The organism is Bradyrhizobium ganzhouense (genome assembly GCF_049949285.1).
In the GTDB taxonomy this organism is placed as follows: Bacteria; Pseudomonadota; Alphaproteobacteria; order Rhizobiales; family Xanthobacteraceae; genus Bradyrhizobium; species Bradyrhizobium ganzhouense.
The window spans coordinates 3,600,332-3,620,394 of the sequence record NZ_CP181318.1 but is presented as its reverse complement, the minus strand read 5'-3'; the positions used below and the strand labels follow the sequence as shown (position 1 = coordinate 3,620,394).

Below are 20,063 nucleotides of genomic sequence, written 5' to 3'. Positions count from 1 at the left end.
TCAACGTGTCACAATTCGCGACCGTGGCGGCATCTCTCTTCGACTTCCACGAGGGCGGTTGTACGTATCTAATGCCTTGGATTGAGAGCATCATTCAGGCCGTCACCCATCAGGTTGAAGCCGATGACGAGCGCGATGATTGCGAGCCCGGGCCAGAATGCCATCCATGGCGCCTCGCCGAGAAATTGCCTGGCAACGTCGAGCATGGCGCCCCATGACGGGGCCGGAGGAAGTTGGCCAAGCCCAAGAAAGGCCAGGCTCGCCTCGGCGAGAACCGCAATCGCCATGGTCAGCGTCGCCTGCACAATCGTCGGCGCAAGCACGTTCGGCAACACCTGCCCGATCAGAATGGCGAGATGGCCGAGGCCTTGGGACCGGGCCGCCGCGATGTAATCCTCGGTGCAGACAACCAGCGTCTCGGCACGCGCAACACGAACGAAAACCGGCACGGCCGATATACCGATGGCAATCATCGCATTTTGCAGGCTGGGGCCCAGGAACGCGGCGAGCGCAATCGCCAGCACCAGAAAGGGGCAAGCGAGCAGCGCGTCGGCGAGGCGCGAGATCACCATATCGGTGAGGCCGCCGAAGTAGCCGGCCATGAGACCGAGCGGGAGGCCGATCAGCACCGCAACCGTCACGGAGACCAAGCCGGCGCCAAGCGAGGCTTGCGTGCCGAAGATCACGCGCGACAGCACGTCCCGGCCGAGATCGTCCGTGCCGAACCAGTGTGCTGCACTGGGTGCCGCCCGGATCGCCATCCAGTCCGGCGAGTTCGGATCGTACGGCGCAATCCACGAGGCAAACACCGCCAGCACGACGAAGAACAGAATGATCGTGGCTCCGATGACGGCGGATGGTTCGCGCAACAGGCGACGAACTTCCGAACGAGCGGCGGCGCCGGCGTGATCAGCAACAGGTGCGGTCTCAGTCGAGCTCATGACCTGAGCCTCGGATTGAGCAGCACATAGGCCATGTCGGCAATCAGGCTCATCAGGAGGAATACGGCTGCTGTGCAGAGCACGACTGCCTGAACCACGGCATAGTCGCGGCTGAATACGCCGTCGACGACCATCTTGCCGAAGCCCGGGATGGAAAAGACCTGCTCCGTCAACACGGCGCCAGCCAGCAATTCGCCAAATTGCAGTGTACCCAGCGTCACCACCGGGATCAGCGCGTTCGGCAGCGCATGACGCAGCACGATGGTGCTTTCGCGAACGCCCTTCGCGCGGGCAGTGCGCACGTAATCCTGCTTCATCGCCTCGATCATCGCACCGCGGACATGGCGCATCATGATCGCAGCGGTGCCCGTGCCGAGAACCAAAGCTGGCATCAGCATCGAAAGCAGGTTGCCTCTCACGCTTTCAGTAGGCGGAACAAAACCTCCGGCCGGAAGCCAGCCGAGATTCACCGAGAACAGAAGGATCAGCATGATCCCCATCCAGAAATGCGGGATCGACAGTCCGGCAAGGCCGAACAGACTGGCCCCGTAGTCGAAGGGCGTCCCGCGTCCCAGTGCCGCGAAGATCCCGATTGGCACCCCGACGAGCAGCGCGACCAGCATCGACAATATCGCGAGCTCAAAAGTCACCGGCAATTTTTCCACGAGCATGGTGCCGATCGGCAATCGGGTGCGAACCGACGTGCCGAAGTCGCCGTGCACGAGGGCTTTCAGCCAGACGCCGTATTGCACCGGGATCGGATCATTGAAGCGATACTTCTGCCGAAGATACTCGACGACTTCGGGATTGCGCTCTTCCCCGGCGAGCGCCAGCGCAGGATCACCGGGCAGCAGCTTCTGCAGACCGAACACCATCATCGACACCAGCAACAGGGTCGGAAGCAGCACGGCAAGCCGGCGCAGAAGCAGGGTCTTCATCGGGACAGACTAGTCCTCACCAGGGCAGGCGCGTCAGTGGGCACGAGGCGTTGCGCATCAATTCACAGGCCTGACACCGACCAGGCGCAAGAGACCATCCGGCACCATGACGATGCCGCCGACCGATTTGCGGGCCGCAAAGAACCAGTTCGGGTGATAAAGAGGAATCGACGAGAGCGCCGTCAGGTAAATGTCTGTCGCTCGGGCATAGAGCGCCTTGCGCTTGGCTTCGTCAGCTTCGCCCCGGGCCTGTATCAGGATCGCATCGAGATTCTTGTTGCAGTATTTGTTGACGTTCTGAGAGCCCGTGCAACTGAAAAAGGCGACCAGCGTCGGGTCCGGATCAGCGCGACCACTCCAGTTGCCAATATAGGCTTCGAAATTGCCGTTCAGGTAGCGCTCGATGGCAGTCGTCGTTTCCATCGGCAGCAGCTTGACGTCGAAACCGGCCTCGCCCGCCATCGACTGTATGATCTGTGCGACCCGTGAATCGCCGGCCGTATTCTCGTACTGGATTTCGACCGGCACACGAGTCATTCCGGCAGCGGCAATCATCGCCTTGGCCTTGGCAACATCGCGCGCCGGCGCCTTGCGCGCACTGTCGTAGAATGGAGATGACGGCGGGATCATCTGGTTATCCGCCAGGAACTCGCCATTGAAGGCAACGCGATTAATGACGTTGCGATCGATCGCCAGCTCAAAGGCCTGACGTAGCGTCGCGTTCTTGCCGAGTGGCGTGTCGGCCTTCGCGCCCGCACCGACATTGAACATCAAATGCGAGACGGCAAGCCCCTGGCCGGAATGCAGGGCGAGGTTGGGATCGTCACGCACGGTCTTGAGGTCGGTCGGCGCGACACGCTCCGCGAGATCGAGATCGCCCGCCCGGACACGCGAGAGCCGCACGGTCGGATCGGGAACGTAGTAATAGACGACTTCGTCATAGCCGACCTGTGCAGCGTTCCAATAGCCGGGATAGTTCTTGACGCGAATGAGATCGCGCGACTTGCGCTCGACAAATTGATACGGACCGGCACAAACCGGCGCGGCAGCAAGTTCCCCGACCTTCTCCGTCGCAGCCTTGGGCGAGACCATCATGCCGGCACGATCGCTGAGATTGGCAAGCAGCGGTACGAACGGCTCCGACAGGTTGAACTTCACCTTGTCCGCGGCAAGCGCTTCGACGCTCGCGATCGGCGCCAGTTCGGCCTTGCGCTTGGAATCCGGCATCGTCTTCATGCGCTCGATATTGAACTTGACTGCCGCTGCATCGAACGCGGTGCCATCGTGGAACGTGACATTCTTGCGCAGCGTAAAGGTGATCGACTTGCCGTCCGCGGCCCACTCCCATGCCTCTGCCAGCTGCGGCACGATCTTGAGGTCGGGAGAGATATCGACGAGCTTGTCGCACAGCGCCGCAAACACGAAGCGGCCTGCGTAAGTGCCGCTGAGCGCCGGATCGAGCGCATCGGGATCGTCCTGAATGCCGACCCGCAATGTCGCGGCATACGCCGAGACAACGCCCGATGCGATCATCAGAATTGCCGCCAACGCCGTGCCGATCCGCTTCATACGGAATTCCTTTCGTCCCAAGGCCTTGTCCCAGGCTCTGCTGCTGAAGGCCAAGACAAGCACGCCCGGTTCAATTTGTAAACATCTCGAACCAATTGACCTTGGGATGCGGAATTTAATTACAATCCTCCGGCCAATTTACGGATAAAATCTGCGGATCGCCCCCCTTGACGACAGACCCGAGGACGTATTAGTTCGGTCTATTGACTAATTGGACTGAGGCTCATGCAGGACGCTCCCTCGTCGCCCGTTGCGCGACAACAATCCGTGCGCCTTGTGGTTGAGCGCCTGCTGCGTGATCGCTCGGTATCGCGCGCCGAAATCGCCCGCAGCACGGGCCTGTCCAAGCAGACCATTTCCGAAGTGATGCGCGATCTCGAGCGCGACGGCTGGGTCCATGAGGACGGGCAAATCCAGGGCAACGTGGGGAGAAGTGCCGTCACCTATGCGCTCCGGCCGGACGCCGCCTTCGTGCTCGGCATCGACCTTGGCGGCACGAAACTGCACGTCGCACTTGCCGATCTGCACGGTGAGATCGTCGCCGAGAGCATCGAACCGACATCCTGCGAAGGCGGTGCGGCCGTGGTCACCCAGATCGAGCGCATGAAGGATGCCCTGCTTCAGCAGGCCTCCGTACCGGCGCAACGTTTGCGCGGCGGCGTGATGGGAAGTCCGGGAATGGTCGACCCGGCGTCGGGCAGCATCGTCATTGCGCCCAACATCCCCGGACTGGATAGCCTGGACGTGAGGGCCGCGCTGCGCGAGCGGCTCGGGATCGACATCGCCATCGAGAATGACGTCAATCTCGCGGCAATCGGAGAGCATTGGCGCGGCAACAGCCGCAAGGCCCGCAGCTTCGCCTTCATCGCAGTCGGCACCGGCATCGGCATGGGCATCTTTTCGGACGGCTATCTCGTCCGCGGTGCGCGCGGGGCGGCCGGCGAGATAGCTTACCTGCCGCTTGGGGGCGATCCCTACGATGCGCGCGGCCTTCGGTACGGGACCCTGGAAACCGCCATCGGAAGTGTCGGCATCATCGAACGCTACGTGGGGCTCGGCGGCAGCCCCAGCAGCACGGTGCGCGATGTCTTCGATCGGCTCGACATCGAGGAGGCGGCACGGATCACGATCGACGAGGTCAGCCGGATCCTCACGACCGCGATCCTGGCCGTGCACAGCATCCTCGATTCGGAGATCATCATCTTGGGGGGCAGCATCGGCGCCCGGCCCGAGTTGAAGCTCCGGATCGATGAACATCTGGGACGTTGCATGCGCGAGCCCGTTCGTATCGAGCTCAGCGCGCTCGGCAATCGCGCCACGCTGATCGGCGCGATCGGCAGCGCGCTCGACCTCGTGCATCGCTCGCTGTTTGGCATCGGCAGAGATGCCGGCCCATTGGCTCTTCCCGTCTCCGCGGCAGACGTCGCGGCATGAAAGAGCACGCGCCCAGAATTGAGGTTGTAGGCCCTGCTGGTGCTGTCGCCGAGCGCGCGGCCGCACTTGTCATCGCCCGGCTGCAAGATCGGCGGCCGATGACGCTCGGTCTTGCGACCGGAGCGACAATGACGCCGCTCTATCGCCGCCTTGTCGCCGCGACCCGAGCCGGCCTCATCTCGTTCCGGACAGTGTCGAGTTTCAACCTCGATGAATATGTGGGCGTCGCTCCCCAATCGCCCGGAAGCTTCCATGCCTATATGCAGCAGCATTTGTTTGGGCACGTGGATATGGAAGCCGATCGGGCAAATATACCCGATGGCATGGCCGACAACGTCGCCGCCGAGGCCGCGCGCTATGAGGCGCAGATTGCAGCTGCCGGTGGCATTGACCTGCTGCTCCTCGGCATAGGCGCCAACGGCCATATCGGCTTCAATGAGCCAGGTTCGGATTTCGCCTCGCGTACCCGCGAAGTCAGGCTCGACGAAGCAACCCGCATCGCGAATGCCATCAATTTTCCCGATCCGGCGCCGGTTCCCGAACGTGCGATCACCATGGGCATAGCGACAATCCTGGAGGCTCGGAGCATCCTCCTTGTCGCCAAGGGACCGGAGAAGGCAGCCGCAATCGCAGCCGCGATCGAGGGGCCGATCTCGCCAGCGTGTCCTGCCTCGGCACTCCGCCTGCACGACAACGTCGTTATCCTTTGCGATGAACCGGCTGCCGCGGCGCTCGCCACACGACCCAACAACCGGAGACGGGCATGAGCTGGGGACAGCGCGATTTCATGGTGCCGGGGCGCTCGCTGGCGGTCGGCGACCGGGGCATGGCCGCGACCTCTCACCCGGCTGTCACGCTCGCTGCGGTCGAGATCCTGCGCGCCGGCGGCAATGCCGTCGATGCCGCCATTGCCGCGATCGCGCTCCAGGGAGTCATCGATCCGCATATGACCGGCATCGGTGGCGATTGTTTTGCGATCTATGCTCCCACATCCGGCAAACCTGTCGCGATCAACGGCTCGGGCCGAGCGCCGGCGAAAGCCGAGCTCGGCTGGTTTCGGCAACAGGGGCTGACGTCGATCCCGGACGATTCGCCCCATGCAGTCACAGTTCCAGGTGCGGTCGATGCCTGGTGCCGCCTCTCTGCCGACTATGGTTCAAAAGGCCTTGACGAAGTTCTGGTGCCGGCGATCCGCGCGGCCGAAACCGGCTTTGTGGTGACGCCCCGCGCCGCGCTGGATTGGGCACGCTACGCCGATCGCATCAAACGACATCAGGCTGGCGTACCGGTCTATCTGCCCGGTGGCGCTGCGCCCTCCGTCGGCAGCAAGCTCAATCATCCCGCACTTGGCGCGACGCTGCGCCGGATTGCACGCGAAGGACGCACTGCGTTTTACGAAGGTGCCGTCGCCGAGGAAATCATCGCAACATTGAAGGCGATGGGCGGAGTGATGCAGCTTGAAGATCTGGCAAGCGCCCGACCGGAGTACGTTGAGCCGATCAGCGCCGACTATCGCGACCATCAAATCCTGCAATGTCCGCCTAACGGACAGGGCGTCGCGGCGCTGCTGATCGCCCGCATCCTTGCCGGCTTCGACATGGCCAACCCGGCGCTCAATGAGGCGGATCGCATCCACCTCCTGGCCGAGGCAACCAAGACCGCCTACCGGCAGCGTGACAGGCTAGTCGCCGATCCGGCATTCCATCCCCTCGATACTGACGCGCTGCTCTCGGATGCGTCAGTCGCGGCATTGGCCTCCTCCATCGACCGGAAGCGCGCCAGCTCAGCAACGCATTTCGACATGCCTGTTCATCGGGACACGGCCTACGTTGCCGTCGCCGACCGCGACGGCAACATGGTGTCTTTCATCAATTCGCTGTTCTTCGCCTTCGGCAGCGGTATCTACGCCCCCCGCTCGGGCGTGCTCATGCAGAACCGAGGTTCGGGATTCTCCCTCGTCGACGGACATCCCAATGCCATTGCGCCGCGCAAGCGTCCCTTTCACACCATCATTCCGGGCCTGCTGGCGAAGCGCGGCAAGCCGATCATGGCCTTTGGCGTGATGGGTGGACAATACCAGGCGGCGGGCCACATGCAGATCCTGACCGGAGTGCTCGATCGTGGGCTCGACATTCAGCAGTCCTCGGATGCGCCACGCAGCTTTGCGTTTGATGGCACGCTGACGCTCGAACCCACGATTCCCGGCGCTGTCGCCGACGAATTGATTGCGCGCGGCCATCGCGTAATCCGGGCGGACGAACCGCTTGGAGGTTGTCAAGCCGTTCACGTCGATCTTTCCAGAGGTGTCATGTTCGGCGCGTCGGACCATCGCAAGGACGGCATTGCACTCGCGGCGTGACCAGGATGAGAAGCACCGTGATGTCGGATCGGACAGCATGAGCGAAATGGCAGAGGCAGTCCTGACGATCGAACGGCTGACGCTGGCGCTGCCCGCCGGTGCGGATCGTGCCTCTGCCATCGAGGATGTTTCACTTGCTCTGTATCGGCGCCAAATCCTCTGCGTCGTCGGTGAATCCGGCTCCGGCAAATCGGTCTGCGCCGCTGCCGTGATGGGCCTGCTGCCCAAGGCCATCCGCCCGGTTGCAGGGGCCATTCGCTTTGAGGGACGCGATTTACTGAACCTGCCGGCAGCAGAATGGCGGACGCTGCGCGGGCGACGTATCGCGATGATCTTTCAGGAACCGATGACAGCGCTCAATCCTGTGATCAGGATCGGCGACCAGATCATGGAAGCGTTCGAGGCGCACGACCAATTCACGCCAACTGAGCGGAACGCCCGCTTGCGCGCCCTCCTCGAAGAGGTCGGCATGCGCGATCTGGAGCGGATCATCCATAGCTACCCGCATCAATTGTCGGGTGGCCAGCGTCAGCGCGCCATGATCGCCATGGCACTCGCGCTCGAGCCATCGATCCTCGTTGCAGACGAACCAACCACGGCACTCGACGTCACGACGCAGGCGCAGATCCTTCGGCTGATCCGAGACATCCAGCAGCGGCGCGGCATGGCGGTGCTGTTCATCACCCATGATTTCGGCGTCGTCGCCGACATCGCGGATCGCGTCGCGGTCATGGAGAAAGGCCGCGTCGTCGAACAGGGTCCAGTGGAGGACGTGCTCGAACGCCCACAGCATCCCTATACGCGTCGGCTGCTCGCCGCGGTGCCCGGCGGGACCCCGCCGGTCCGGGCCGAGACCGAGGACGAACCGATCGCCTGCGCGGCGAATGGACTTGCGAAGACCTATCGTGGCAACGACTGGTTCAGCTCGCAGGCCGAGGTCGCAGCCGTGAAGAATGTGACCTTCGAAATCCGGCGCGGCGAGACGCTCGGCCTGGTTGGAGAGTCCGGCTCGGGCAAGAGCACGATCGGCCGGTTGGTGATGCGTCTCACCGACGCCGATGCGGGCGTGGTCCGCATCGGCGAACTGGATTTCTCCGAGGCCCGTGGGGCCCGCCTGCGGGATGCCCGCAAGCACGTCCAAATGGTGTTCCAGGATCCCTTCGCCTCGCTCAACCCGCGTCGCCGGGTCGGGCAGATTATTGCCGACGGGCCGATCGCGCACGGCGTTCCGAAGGCGCAGGCCGTCGCGCGCGCCGAAGAACTGCTGGCGCTGGTGGGTCTCGACCCAAGGGCCGCGCGACGCTTTCCGCATGAATTTTCTGGCGGACAACGCCAACGGATCGGGATTGCGCGCGCGCTGGCGCTCGACCCGGAGGTGCTGGTGGCCGACGAACCGGTGTCAGCACTCGACGTCTCGGTCCAGGCGCAGGTGCTCGCCCTGCTCGAAACATTGAAGGCGCGGCTGCGGCTGGCGGTGCTGTTCATCACCCACGATCTCAACGTCGCTGCCCAGGTCTGCGATCGGATCGCAGTGATGCGCCTTGGCGAGATCGTCGAGATCAGGCCAACCGCAGATCTGCTGAATCGACCGGAACATCCCTACACGCAGGCCCTGCTGGCCGCGATCCCGGGTAGACAACGCAGAATGCCAAAATCCCTCTGAACCGCCGCATTTTCATTGAGAAGGGTCTCTGACATGCAGAAGCTCGCCGAACTTCCACTGCTGCGCATCGGCCTTGTCGGCAGCGGCTTCATCGCCGCGTTCCATCTGCAATCCATGCTCGGCGTGCGCAATGTCAGCGTCGGCGGCGTCTACAGCCGTTCTGCCGAGCGGCGCACGCGCATCGCGGACAAGGCGCGCGCTCTTGGCCTTGGGCCGGCGCGGGTGTTTGACAGTATCGAAGCGATGTCAATGTCCGGCGAGGTCGATGCGCTTTGGATTCTGACGCCGAACGATAGCCGTCTCGACATCATGCGCGAGATCCACCGGGTGACCAAGGCCGGCGCTCCCCTGCGCGCCGTTGCTTGCGAAAAGCCGCTCGCCCGCACGCTTGCCGAAGCACGGGAAATGCGCAGGCTCGTTGCGGATGCAGGCTTGCTTCACGGTTATCTGGAGAACCAGCTTTTCTCGACCGCGGTGATGCGCGGCAAGGACATCATCTGGCGGCGAGCCGTACCTGGAAGTGGACGCCCCTATCTCGCGCGGGCCGCCGAGGAGCATTCAGGACCGCACGAGCCGTGGTTCTGGCAAGGCGACAAACAAGGAGGCGGCGTGCTCTCCGACATGATGTGCCATTCGGTCGAGGTCGCACGTTTCATGCTCACCGCGCCGGGCGCAAAGCGCGACTCCTTGCAGCTGCTCAGCGCCAGCGCCACGACGGCCAATCTTAAATGGACGCGCCCCCACTACGCCGCCGACCTCAAGGCGCGAATGGGAGTCGATTTCACCCGACGTCCGGTCGAAGATTTCGCGCGCGGGATGCTTACGATGGAAGATGCCGACGGGCATCAACTGATGATCGAGGCGACAACCTCATGGGCGTATGTCGGCGCTGGCTTGCGCATCCAGCTTGAATTGCTTGGTCCCGAATACTCGATGGAGTTCTCCTCGCTCTCGACTGGCCTCAAGGTCTTTCTCTCCCGGGCGATCCGCGGATCGGAGGGCGAGGACCTCGTCGAGAAGCAGAATTCTGAGCAAGGTCTGATGCCGGTTGTCGAGGACGAAGCCGGCATCTACGGCTACACCGATGAGAACCGCCATATGGTGGAATCATTCAGGCGAGGCATGAGCCCGACAGAGACCTTCGATGACGGGGTCGGCGTCATGGAAATGCTCATGGGGCTCTATCGCTCCGCGGAACTTGGCCGGACCATCCATTTCCCGGACCCCGAACTCGAGCACTATATTCCTCGCGTGGCTCGCTGACGGACGGTCTGGCGAGGGCATCGATATTGGCCAGCGGCCATCATGGGTCCGAAATCAGCCGCGCCGGCCCTCCTCCGCAGATCATCCTAGCGCCCTACTCATCTTAGCGACGTAGCCCCCAGAGCAGGAGGCAGGTGCTACCGAGCATCAAGACACCAACTGATACGAAGCCTGACGTTACGATCAGCTCTTGCCAGGCCGAAGCGGCATGGTTCGCCGCCGTTATCGGCGACATCGCGCCCGTGCCCAAGACGGCAGCCAGTGTCGTCGTTGCCCAATTGCCGTAGGTCCCTGCCAGCAAGCCTATGAAGACGGCGCGCTCGAGAGTGGCCGAAAGCCGGACGAGCACCCAGCAACTTCCGAGCGCCAACAAAAAGATACCGTTCATGAGGCCCTCAAGGTGAGCCGCAAGTCCCATCCTGATGTTAGAGAAGTGTTCCTCGCCGAGGCCGGTCAGTAGCCCCAGTAGAAACAGAAGCATCCCATGCCAGACGAGGCGACGTCCAACTTCCTGCACTCTCCGCCCTCCCTCTTTCACGCGCCTTGAAGAAGCCCGGTGACCGTGCTCCGACTTCCGATGGTGGATATTAGTGAAAGCGAGAGCTCGTCAGCTAGACATACTATGCTGCCCCATTGTCGCACTAGGGCGTCGTCAACAAGAGCGCCAGCCAGCCTGCTAAAGACAGGCAGACTCCAATTCCTAGATAAGGCAACGCAAGGCGCATCGGCGCGTTTTTGCCTCCTCACCGGCGCGCCTGCGACCATCCTGACAACGATGGATCACCGTCCCTAGACGATGCCTGCCGAAGTCCCGCCAACGATGGGACGCTCCGTCGCCTTTCGGGCCCGATAGCCGGATGCGCGATAGGCCGCGATTGGTGCGATCGCCCCGCCGGCCCGCATGCGGGCGACGGCCAGGAGCGGCGAGACGTCGGTGGTGAAGGCGCGTTTCAATTCGAGATGCGCACCGAGGGCGTCATTGGCCTCTTGCGCCGCTTCAAGCGCAGTGCGATCGACGATGAGCGCCTGCGCATAGGCGCGCTGCAACTCGATCGCGGATTGCATCAAACTCTCGATCGGATCGGTCACATTGTGCGACTGGTCTATCATATAGGCGGGCGCGAAGCCTTCCGCCTTGCGGTGCTCGGCGTCGATCAACTCGTTGAAGACCAGAAACAGCCGGAACGGCTCGACCGAGCCGCTGTCGAGATCGTCGTCGCCATATTTGGAATCGTTGAAATGAAAGCCCGCGAGCTTGTTGAAGCGAACGAGCCGGGCGACGATCTGCTCGATATTCACGTTCGGCGCATGATGGCCGAGATCGACAAGGCAATACGCCTTGGGCCCGAGCTCCTGCGCGACCGCAAAACTCGTGCCCCAATCCGAGATCACGGTCGAGTAGAACGCCGGCTCGTAAAGCTTGTGCTCGAGGAACACCCGCCAGTCGGCGGGCAGCGCCGCGACGACCTCACGCATCGCATCGATATAGCGATCGAGCGCTTTGGTCAGATTCGATTGGCCGGCAAAGTTCGAGCCGTCGGCGATCCAGACGGTCAGCGCCTTTGAGCCGAGCTTGCGGCCGATCTCAATACATTCGACGTTGTGGGCGATGGCCTGCGCGCGCACACGCGCATCGGTATGCGACAGCGAGCCGAACTTGTACGAAAGCGCTTGCCCCGGCTGATCCTGGAAGGTGTTCGAGTTGACTGCGTCGAAGGTAAGGCCGTGACTCGCGGCCTGTTCGCGCAAGGCGACATAGTCGTCGACCTTGTCCCAAGGAATGTGCGGCGAGATCGTCGGGGTTGCCCGCGCCAATCGCTGGATCACCGCGCAATCGTCGATCTTCTCGAAGACATTGCGCGGCTCGCCGGGCCCCGGAAATCGGGCAAATCGCGTCCCCCCTGTGCCGACGCCCCAGGTCGGAATGGCGACGCCGAAGGCCATGACCTTCTGCGCCAGGGCCTCCGCGTCGATCCCATGCCGCGCCAGCGCGCGCTTTAGGGCGTCGTAATCTTCAGTGGTCGCATCTTCGAGCCGCGCATTGTGCTCGGCGATGAAATCCGCGCTGATCGAGAACGGCGTGCTCATCGCGTGAAGGCCTGGGCGTTGCCGGCGTCGATGTTGAGGATGTTGCCGGTCGATTTGGCCGAAAGGTCGGACGCAAAGAAGTAGACGCCCTCGGCAATGTCCTCGGGGAACACCGATAGTTTGAGCAGCGAGCGCTGGCGATAGACTTCCTCGAGCTGGTCTTCGGCAACCTTGTTAGACGCCGCACGCTGCTGGCGCCACTCGCCTTCCCAGATCTTCGAGCCGCGCAGCACCGCGTCCGGATTGACCGTGTTGACGCGGATGCCATGCGCCGCGCCTTCCAACGCCAGGCAGCGGGCCAGATGGATCTCCGACGCCTTGGCGGCGCAATAGGCGGAGGCGCCAGCCGACGCGGCAAGGCCATTCTTCGAGGCAACGAAGATGATGGCGCCGCCGATGTTCTGACGCTGCATCAGCCGGAACGCCTCGCGCGAGACGAGGAAATAACCAGTGGCGAGAATGTCCATGTTCTTCTGCCACAGTCCGAGACTCGTGTCTTCGACAGGCGAAGCCGAGGCGATCCCGGCGTTCGAGACGACGATGTCGACACCGCCAAATGCGCGCGCGGCCGCTTCGAACGAAGCGATCACCGCTTCCTCGTGGGTCACATCGAGCTTCACGCCGATCGCCGCATCGCGCCCGTGGCGCTTCGTGATCGCCGCGACGCGTTCGCTCAACGCCTTCTCGTCGATATCCGCAATGACGAGGCAAGCACCTTCGCCGAGCAACCGCTGCGCGGTCGCCCCGCCAATGCCGCCGGCGCCGCCGGTCACGTAGGCAATCCGCCCGGCGAGCGATTTCGGCTTGGGCATGCGCTGGAGCTTTGCCTCTTCCAGCAGCCAGTATTCGATATTGAAGGCCTCCTGCTCGGCAAGGCCGACATACGCACTGACGCCCGAGGCGCCGCGCATGACGTTGATCGCGTTGACGTAAAACTCGCCCGCGACGCGCGCCGTCGCCTTGTCCTTGGCAAAGGTGAACATGCCGATTCCCGGAACGAGGTACACGACCGCGTTGGGATCGCGCATGGCCGGCGAGTCCAGATGTTTGCAGCGCTCGTAATACGCGGTGTAGTCCCGCCGGTAAGCGGCAAGAACGTCGTCGAGGCCAGCGATCACCTCATCGAGATTGTCGCCCACGGGATCGTAGGACAGCAGCAGCGGCCGGATCTTGGTGCGAAGAAAGTGATCAGGACAGGAGGTGCCGAGCGGCGCCAGCGTCATCAGCGCGCTGGAGTTGACGAACTCCAGCACCTCCGGCGCGTCGGTGAAATGGCCAATCTTGCGCTCGTCCGCGGAGATCTTGCCGCGGATCAGCGGCATCAGCCTGGCCGCGATCGCGCGGCGCTTTTCCGGCGCGGCCGTTTGGACCTTGGCACCGCCGAAAGCCGGCTTCTGCTCATGCGCGGCAAGCCAATCGGCGGCCTGCTGAATCACGCGCAAGGTCATCTCGTAACAGGCTTTCGATGTCTCCGCCCAAGTGAAGAGCCCGTGGCCGCCGAGGACCACACCGACATAGTCGGGATGACGCGCGGCCATCTCGCCAAGCTTCAGGCCGAGATCGAAGCCGGGCCGCTGCCACGGCAGGAACCCGAGCTTGCCGTCGAAAACCTCGCGGGTCAGACGCTCGGCGTCGATCGAGGCGGCAATGGCGATGACCGCATCAGCATGGACGTGATCGACATGCCGGTGCGGCACGAAGGCGTGCAGGGACGTATCGATCGAAGTCGCACGCGGATTGAGATCGAAGGTACAGTGATTGAACAAGGCGACCATCTCGTCCTCGTGGGTGAGGCCGCGATAGAGGCCTTTCAGGCTCTCGAGCTTATCGAGGTACAGCGTCGAAAAGCCGTCGCGCTTCATCGAGCCGATGTCGCCGCCTGAGCCTTTGACCCAGAGCACGCGCACGTTCTCGCGCGTGAGCGGATCCGTCATCTCGATCTTGGCTGAGGTGTTGCCGCCGCCGAAATTGGTGACGCGCAGATCGGCTCCGAGAAGGTTCGAGCGGTACAGCAATTGACCTGCTTCATCGAGCCCGGCGGCGAGCGCGTCGTCCCATAGATTTGGCAGGGGCGTGGCCGCGACCTCGCTCATTAGGCGTTCTCCCTGTGCTTGATCTCCGGGCAGCTTAGGCCACGGATTCAATCAAGGTCAATCACCGGCGCTCAACGTTGCGACGCGATATGATTGATGCAGCGCGATATTGAGCGACTTTGACGGATTGCAGTTGACCGCTGATCGAGAGCGTGACCTATTTATGGGCAAAAGGGAGGGCGACGTGCACGAGCGGGAACGCTGGCAGGTCATCAAGGCACTCTTGCGTGAGCGGTCATTGGTGCGCATCGCCGATGCTTGTCGCGCGACCGGCGTCTCCGAGGCCTCGATACGGCGCGATTTCGCCAGGCTCGCCGAGCAAGGTGTCGCGATCAGGGTGCATGGCGGTCTCGAGGCGTTGCCGGAAACCTCTAACGTACCGAGCGATGTCCTGTCGCTGGCCACCCGCTCCTTCGACGTCAGCCAGACGCTCAATAGAGATGCCAAGCGCGCCATTGCGAAAGCGGCGGTCGCCCTCTGCGCCGATGGCGAGACGATCATCATCAACGGCGGCACGACCACCTTTCAAATGGGCGAATATCTGCGCGAGCGCCGTCTGAAGGTATTGACAAATTCCTATCTGCTCGCCGACGCACTGATCCACACGTCGAAATGCCGCGTCGCCTTACCGGGTGGCGAGGTCTATCGTGAGCAGGGCATGATCGTCTCGCCCTTTGAAGAGGATGCGATCCAGCACTATTCGGCGACGCGGATGTTCATGAGTGCGATCTCGATCGGACCGCTTGGTGTGATCGAAGGCGATCCCCTGCTCGCCCGCGCCGAATCCAAATTGCTGAAGCGTGCCGACAAGCTGATCGTACTCGCCGATTCCTCGAAATTCGTCTCGCGCGGCAGCCTTGTCGTCTGTCCGCTCTCGCGCATCGATACCCTGATCACCGATTCCGATGCGCCGAGCGACGCACTCGACATGCTGCGCGGGCACGGTGTCCGCATCGTCGTCGTCGATGCTGGCGCTCAAAACACCGCGGCGGCGTGATCATGACAACCGACGCGCGCAATGAAACGCCCGCAGCGCCGCTTCTGTCGGTACGCGCGATCGATAAATCCTTTCCAGGCGTGCGGGCCCTGTCCGGCGTCTCGTTCGACGCCTCCAGGGGAGAGGTCCACGCCTTACTCGGCGAGAACGGCGCCGGCAAGTCGACGCTGATCAAGATCGTTTCCGGCGTGTTCCCACCCGATTGCGGCGAGGTGCTCGTGGACGGCAAGCCGGTCGACCTCGCACGGCCGGGCGATGCCAGGCGCGCCGGCATCGCGACGATCTATCAAGAGTTGCTGCTGTTTCCTGAGCTCACGGTCGCCGAAAATATCTTCATGGGGCATGCGCCGCGCGCTAGCTTCGGCCGGATCGACTGGCGGGCGATGCGCGAGAAGACCAACGCGCTGCTCGCCTCGCTCGATATTCATGACTTGCAGGCCGAGCGTATCGTCGGTTCCCTCAGCGTCGGCAATCGACAGCGCGTCGAAATCTTGCGCGCGCTGTCGCAGGATGCACGCATTCTCATCATGGACGAACCGACCGCGGCCCTGACCGAGTACGATGTGACGCGGCTGTTTGACATCGTACGTAAGCTGAAAGCCCGCGGGGTCGCGGTGATTTATATCAGCCATCGGCTCGATGAGGTTTTCGCGATCGCCGATCGACTTACCGTGCTGCGCGACGGCGCACATGTCGCGACCAGGCGCGTCGCCGACACGGACGCGGCCGGGCTCGTGCACTTGATGGTCGGTCGCAGGATCGAAAGCCTATTTCCGAAGATCGCGGTTCCGATCGGCAAGCCGGTGCTGGAGGTGAAGGACCTCGAGCGACGGCCGCTGACGAGGAGCGTCTCGCTTACGGTGCGAGCCGGCGAGATCGTTAGCCTTGCCGGCCTCGTCGGCTCGGGTCGCAGCGAGCTGGCGCAAACCATTTTCGGCATCACGCCGGCCGATCGTGGCGAAATCCGGATCGCCGGGCAGCGAGTCAACATTCGCTCGCCAGCCCAGGCGCGGTCTTTGGGTGTCGCCTACGTTCCTGAGGATCGCGGCACGCAAGGCCTGGTGCGGCCGATGACGGTACGCGAGAACTTCAGCCTCGCCGCGCTCGGCAAGGTCGCATTCGGCGGCTTCATCGATCGCCGGGCCGAACGCAAACTGGCTGGCGACGGCGTCAAGCGCTTTGCGGTCAAGACCAGCTCGCTCGAGCAGGTCGCGGGCAAGCTCTCCGGCGGCAATCAACAGAAGATCGTGCTCGGCAAATGGCTGGCCAACGGGCCGAAGCTATTGATCCTCGACGAGCCGACGCGCGGCATCGATGTGGGCGCGAAGGCGGAGATCCATCGGCTGATGGGCGAGCTTGCGGCCCAAGGGCTCGCCATCCTGATGATTTCGAGCGAGCTGCCAGAGGTGCTCGGCATGAGCGACCGCGTGCTCGTGATGCGCGAAGGCCGTATCGTTGCCGAATTCTCGCGCGAGGAAGCAACCCAGGAGTCGATCGGTGCAGCGATGATGGGCAGCCAAGAAAGCGCGGAGAAGGCGGCATGACGGCGGTGACCTTAGCCGGCGCCGAGGCTGATCCGCGACGGCGGCTGAGGGTGCTTGCCTCGCAGGAGGCCTTGCTCGCGATCGCGGTGATCGGCCTCGCCATTGCCGTCGGACTTTACAATCCCCGCTTTCTGGCGGCCCGCAATCTTTCCGACGTGCTGCTCGGTAACGCCTATATCGCAGTCGCCGCAGTCGGCATGTCGATGGTGATCATTTCCGGCAATATCGATATTTCCGTCGGCGCGCTGATCGGTGTCCTGGCGACCATCAGCGGCACTCTGGCGGTGAACGGCGCGCCAATCGTGGTCACCTGGCTGGCGGCGCTCATTGCTGGCATCCTCGTGATGGCGTTGCAGGGCGTCATCATCGCCTATCTGCGCATTCCGGCTATCGTGGTTACGCTCGGCATGCTGTCGATCCTCAAGGGCGGCCTGATCAGCGTCACCGGCGGCAAATGGATCACCGACCTGCCCGACAGTTTCCATCTCGCCGATATCGAACTCTTCGGTGTGCTGCCGTTTCCGGTTTTTCTTATGATCCTGGTGACGATCCTTGCAGCGCTGTGGATGCGCTATTCAGCCTCGGGACGCGCGATCTACGCCGTCGGCGGCAACGCCGAAGCGGCGCGGCTCTGCGGCATTTCGCAGCCGCGCACGATCGTAATGGTCTTCGCGCTGCACGGCTTGTTCGCAGGCGCTGCCGCCCTGCTCTACGCGACGCAGCTGCGCGTCATCCAGTCGACCGTGCCGCCCAATCTCGAGCTGACGATCATCACCGCGTCGGTTGTCGGCGGCGTCAGCATTCTCGGCGGCGTCGGTACGGTGCTCGGCTCGACACTTGCTGCCGTACTGATCGCCGAAATCGCCAGCGCGCTGGTCTTCATCGACGTCTCGCCCTACTGGATCCGCGCGGTCCAGGGCGTGCTCATCCTCGTAACCGTGATCGCCGACATTCTGCGGCGCCGGCGCATGGCCGGAGCATGAGCGCCATGAGCGAAATCCCTCTTCCCCGCTCCGCCAAGCGCGTCGTACCCTGGTGGTTCCTGCGCCACGAGACCATGCTTGCGGTGATCCTGCTCATTGCATTGGTCGTGCTCGGGGGCTTGAACAGTCGCTTCCTCACGCTCGACAATCTGCTCAATCAAGGCAGGCTGACGACCGAGGTCGGGTTGATCGCCCTGCCGATGACCTTCATCATTATTACCGGCGGTATCGATCTTTCGGTGGGCTCGATCGTCGGGCTCTGCGCGATCTTGCTCGGTTATTCCTGGAAGGTTTTCGGCTTTCCCCTGCCACTGGCGATCTGTTTCTCGCTGCTCGTGGGTGCAGCGGCGGGCTTCCTCAACGGGATCGTCATCACCAAGGTGAAAGTGCCGCCGCTGATCATGACCATCGCGACGCTCGCCCTCTACCGCGGGCTCGCCGAGGGGATCAGCCAGGCACGTTCGGTGCGAAGCTACCCGGAATGGTTCTACTTCATCGGACAGGAAAACCTCTTCGGGGTGCCGGCGCAGCTCTGGCTCTTGCTGATCGCGATCGTGGTCGCGGCAATCGTTCTTGACCGCACCACTTTCGGCCGGACACTCTACGCGATCGGCAATAGCGAGACCGCGGCACGCTTTTCCGGTTTGCCGGTCGATCGCGTCAAACTGATCATCTACACGCTATCGGGCTTCATGGCCGGCCTTTCGGCCTGTGTTCTCGTTTCGCGCGTGACGACGACACGATCGGACATGGGGATGGGCTACGAGCTCGACGTAATCGCGGCGGTTGTACTCGGCGGCACCAGCATATTCGGAGGCGTCGGCACGATCTGGGGCACGGTGGTCGGCCTCGCGATGATTCAACTCTTGAAAAACGGGTTGGCCCTCACCGGCGTCAAGGGCGACGCGACGATCGTGGTGATCGGCACGGTGCTCATCCTTTCAACTCTTGTGGCGAGTTCGCTCCAGCGGCGACGCGAGGGCGTTTGATGGCGTGGCTGGCCGCGAAAAGGCGGCTTCAACATGGGAGGAAAACAAAATGAAGCTCGGATTAGCTGCTGCATTCCTCGGCGCGACCCTGCTGGCCGGAACGGCCTCGGCGGCGGACAAGAGATGGGACGGCGCGGACGACCTGCCGGTCAATCCGCTTGCCTGTTCGGCTGGCGAGGCCAACGCGGCGCCCACGGCCAAGCCTTATGACGGCGGCCGGCCAACCAATGCCGCCGACAAAGCCGGCAAACCGATCACGCTGGTCGACGTACCGAAGCTGATCGGCATCGGCTATTTCAACGCGACGTCGAAAGGCATGCAGGACGCCGGCAAGGCGCTCGGCAATGTCACGGTGAAGACCGACGGCCCGACTGAGGCCAAGATCGACGAGCAGATCAAGTTCATCGACAATTACATCACCAGCGGTGTCGACGGCATTTTGTTCGCGGCCAACGATCCGGTGGCAATCGCGCCGGTCCTGAAGAAGGCACTGTCGAAGGGCATCCATGTCGTCGGCTATGACGCCAACGCGACGCCGGACGCCCGCGAATGGTTCGTCAACCAGGCCGAGTTCAACGGCATCGCCAAGGCGATGATCGACTCGATGGCCAAGGAGGCCGGCGAGGACAAGAGCTTTGCGATCGTCACCTCGACCTTCACAACGCCGAACCAGGCACGCTGGATCGCCGAAATGTGGGCTTATGCGCAGAAGTGTCATCCCAAGCTGAAATGGCTCGAAACGGTCGAGGCGCAGGAGGATAATAACCTGTCCTTCAACCAGGCAACGACGCTGATCAACAAGCACGGCGACAAGCTCGCCGGCCTGTTCGGCATGACTTCGGTCGCAACGCCTGCTTCGGCGGAAGCAGTGACCAAGGCCAAGCTCTGCGGCAAGGTGGCGGTGGTCGGCCTCGCCACGCCCAATGCGATGAAGCCGTATGTCAATGCCGATTGCGTCAAGTCGGTTGTGCTGTGGAACCCGGTCGATCTCGGCTATGCCGCGACCTACGTGATGCGTGCCGTCGTCGACGGCAGCCTGAAGCCCGGCGCAACCTCGGTGGACGCGGGCAAGCTCGGCAAGCTGAACGTGGTCAATGGCAGCGAGATCCTGCTTGGGTCGCCTTTCATTTTCACGAAGCAGAACATCAAGGACTTCGATTTCTGATCCGGACTCGTCGACCGGCCGTCGAATGCGGTCGGGC

At 62.9% G+C, this 20,063-nt stretch carries 16 protein-coding genes; 10 read left to right on the top strand and 6 right to left on the bottom strand.

The window, feature by feature from the left end; translation table 11 throughout:
• Positions 1-68: 68 nt before the first annotated feature.
• From ACLFLU_RS16310 to ACLFLU_RS16300, 3 genes are read right to left on the bottom strand one after another with little or no spacing between them, the layout of a single operon-like run.
• A complete protein-coding gene (locus ACLFLU_RS16310) occupies positions 69-941 on the bottom strand; it encodes an ABC transporter permease (RefSeq protein WP_426413181.1) in 873 nt (290 codons plus the stop codon).
• Complete coding sequence (locus ACLFLU_RS16305; RefSeq protein WP_426413180.1) at positions 938-1,879, bottom strand: ABC transporter permease; 942 nt, start codon at positions 1,877-1,879, stop codon at positions 938-940. Before ACLFLU_RS16305 ends, ACLFLU_RS16310 begins: the two co-directional genes overlap by 4 nt.
• 57 nt (positions 1,880-1,936) lie before the next feature.
• Positions 1,937-3,448: an ABC transporter substrate-binding protein gene (locus ACLFLU_RS16300; protein WP_426413179.1), complete on the bottom strand. Its 1,512-nt coding sequence runs from the start codon at positions 3,446-3,448 to the stop codon at positions 1,937-1,939.
• A 225-nt stretch (positions 3,449-3,673) separates the two neighbouring features.
• Here ACLFLU_RS16300 and ACLFLU_RS16295 point away from each other — a divergent pair, with 225 nt between their 5' ends.
• The 5 genes from ACLFLU_RS16295 (at position 3,674) to ACLFLU_RS16275 (ending at position 10,167) form a co-directional block, all read left to right on the top strand.
• A complete protein-coding gene (locus ACLFLU_RS16295) occupies positions 3,674-4,882 on the top strand; it encodes an ROK family protein (protein WP_426413178.1) in 1,209 nt (402 codons plus the stop codon).
• Complete coding sequence (nagB, locus tag ACLFLU_RS16290; protein WP_426413177.1) at positions 4,879-5,649, top strand: glucosamine-6-phosphate deaminase; 771 nt, start codon at positions 4,879-4,881, stop codon at positions 5,647-5,649. The genes ACLFLU_RS16295 and nagB overlap by 4 nt, the downstream gene beginning before the upstream one ends.
• Positions 5,646-7,241 carry a gamma-glutamyltransferase gene (gene ggt / locus ACLFLU_RS16285; RefSeq protein ID WP_426413176.1) on the top strand — a complete coding sequence of 532 codons (1,596 nt, stop codon included), beginning with the start codon at positions 5,646-5,648 and terminating at the stop codon, positions 7,239-7,241. Before nagB ends, ggt begins: the two co-directional genes overlap by 4 nt.
• 46 nt (positions 7,242-7,287) lie before the next feature.
• Positions 7,288-8,904: an ABC transporter ATP-binding protein gene (locus ACLFLU_RS16280; protein WP_426414004.1), complete on the top strand. Its 1,617-nt coding sequence runs from the start codon at positions 7,288-7,290 to the stop codon at positions 8,902-8,904.
• A gap of 114 nt (positions 8,905-9,018) precedes the next feature.
• Positions 9,019-10,167: a Gfo/Idh/MocA family protein gene (locus ACLFLU_RS16275; protein WP_426413175.1), complete on the top strand. Its 1,149-nt coding sequence runs from the start codon at positions 9,019-9,021 to the stop codon at positions 10,165-10,167.
• A gap of 103 nt (positions 10,168-10,270) precedes the next feature.
• Here the strand turns inward: ACLFLU_RS16275 and ACLFLU_RS16270 are convergent, their stop codons facing one another.
• The 3 genes from ACLFLU_RS16270 to ACLFLU_RS16260 form a co-directional block, all read right to left on the bottom strand.
• A complete protein-coding gene (locus ACLFLU_RS16270) occupies positions 10,271-10,684 on the bottom strand; it encodes a hydrogenase (RefSeq protein ID WP_426413174.1) in 414 nt (137 codons plus the stop codon).
• A 272-nt stretch (positions 10,685-10,956) separates the two neighbouring features.
• Positions 10,957-12,255, bottom strand: coding sequence for an L-rhamnose catabolism isomerase (gene rhaI, locus ACLFLU_RS16265; protein ID WP_426413173.1), 1,299 nt, complete (start codon positions 12,253-12,255; stop codon positions 10,957-10,959).
• Entirely contained in the window at positions 12,252-14,348 is a 2,097-nt protein-coding gene (locus ACLFLU_RS16260; RefSeq protein ID WP_426413172.1) for a bifunctional rhamnulose-1-phosphate aldolase/short-chain dehydrogenase, read from the bottom strand. Before ACLFLU_RS16260 ends, rhaI begins: the two co-directional genes overlap by 4 nt.
• 184 nt (positions 14,349-14,532) lie before the next feature.
• Between ACLFLU_RS16260 and ACLFLU_RS16255 the strand changes: the two genes are divergently transcribed.
• Genes ACLFLU_RS16255 through ACLFLU_RS16235 form a run of 5 tightly spaced genes read left to right on the top strand, consistent with a single transcriptional unit; the run spans position 14,533 to position 20,026 of the window.
• Entirely contained in the window at positions 14,533-15,345 is an 813-nt protein-coding gene (locus ACLFLU_RS16255; protein WP_426413171.1) for a DeoR/GlpR family DNA-binding transcription regulator, read from the top strand.
• A 2-nt stretch (positions 15,346-15,347) separates the two neighbouring features.
• On the top strand, positions 15,348-16,889 hold the full coding sequence (locus tag ACLFLU_RS16250; RefSeq protein WP_426413170.1) for a sugar ABC transporter ATP-binding protein: 1,542 nt from the start codon (positions 15,348-15,350) through the stop codon (positions 16,887-16,889).
• On the top strand, positions 16,886-17,872 hold the full coding sequence (locus tag ACLFLU_RS16245) for an ABC transporter permease (protein WP_426413169.1): 987 nt from the start codon (positions 16,886-16,888) through the stop codon (positions 17,870-17,872). Before ACLFLU_RS16250 ends, ACLFLU_RS16245 begins: the two co-directional genes overlap by 4 nt.
• Positions 17,873-17,877: 5 nt before the next feature.
• The gene (locus ACLFLU_RS16240) at positions 17,878-18,861 is read left to right on the top strand and encodes an ABC transporter permease (RefSeq protein WP_426413168.1); all 984 of its coding nucleotides are present in this window, start codon (positions 17,878-17,880) and stop codon (positions 18,859-18,861) included.
• Positions 18,862-18,910: 49 nt separating this feature from the next.
• On the top strand, positions 18,911-20,026 hold the full coding sequence (locus ACLFLU_RS16235) for a substrate-binding domain-containing protein (protein WP_426413167.1): 1,116 nt from the start codon (positions 18,911-18,913) through the stop codon (positions 20,024-20,026).
• The last annotated feature ends 37 nt before the right edge of the window (positions 20,027-20,063 follow it).

Excerpts from the sequence above, each read along its gene's own strand:
- ACLFLU_RS16310 (WP_426413181.1), bottom strand. The coding sequence starts at position 941 with ATGAGCTCGACTGAGACCGCACCTGTTGCTGATCACGCCGGCGCCGCC.
- ACLFLU_RS16305 (WP_426413180.1), bottom strand. The coding sequence starts at position 1,879 with ATGAAGACCCTGCTTCTGCGCCGGCTTGCCGTGCTGCTTCCGACCCTG.
- ACLFLU_RS16300 (WP_426413179.1), bottom strand. The coding sequence starts at position 3,448 with ATGAAGCGGATCGGCACGGCGTTGGCGGCAATTCTGATGATCGCATCG.
- ACLFLU_RS16295 (WP_426413178.1), top strand. The coding sequence starts at position 3,674 with ATGCAGGACGCTCCCTCGTCGCCCGTTGCGCGACAACAATCCGTGCGC.
- nagB (WP_426413177.1), top strand. The coding sequence starts at position 4,879 with ATGAAAGAGCACGCGCCCAGAATTGAGGTTGTAGGCCCTGCTGGTGCT.
- ggt (WP_426413176.1), top strand. The coding sequence starts at position 5,646 with ATGAGCTGGGGACAGCGCGATTTCATGGTGCCGGGGCGCTCGCTGGCG.
- ACLFLU_RS16280 (WP_426414004.1), top strand. The coding sequence starts at position 7,288 with ATGGCAGAGGCAGTCCTGACGATCGAACGGCTGACGCTGGCGCTGCCC.
- ACLFLU_RS16275 (WP_426413175.1), top strand. The coding sequence starts at position 9,019 with ATGCTCGGCGTGCGCAATGTCAGCGTCGGCGGCGTCTACAGCCGTTCT.
- rhaI (WP_426413173.1), bottom strand. The coding sequence starts at position 12,255 with ATGAGCACGCCGTTCTCGATCAGCGCGGATTTCATCGCCGAGCACAAT.
- ACLFLU_RS16260 (WP_426413172.1), bottom strand. The coding sequence starts at position 14,348 with ATGAGCGAGGTCGCGGCCACGCCCCTGCCAAATCTATGGGACGACGCG.
- ACLFLU_RS16250 (WP_426413170.1), top strand. The coding sequence starts at position 15,348 with ATGACAACCGACGCGCGCAATGAAACGCCCGCAGCGCCGCTTCTGTCG.
- ACLFLU_RS16245 (WP_426413169.1), top strand. The coding sequence starts at position 16,886 with ATGACGGCGGTGACCTTAGCCGGCGCCGAGGCTGATCCGCGACGGCGG.
- ACLFLU_RS16240 (WP_426413168.1), top strand. The coding sequence starts at position 17,878 with ATGAGCGAAATCCCTCTTCCCCGCTCCGCCAAGCGCGTCGTACCCTGG.
- ACLFLU_RS16235 (WP_426413167.1), top strand. The coding sequence starts at position 18,911 with ATGAAGCTCGGATTAGCTGCTGCATTCCTCGGCGCGACCCTGCTGGCC.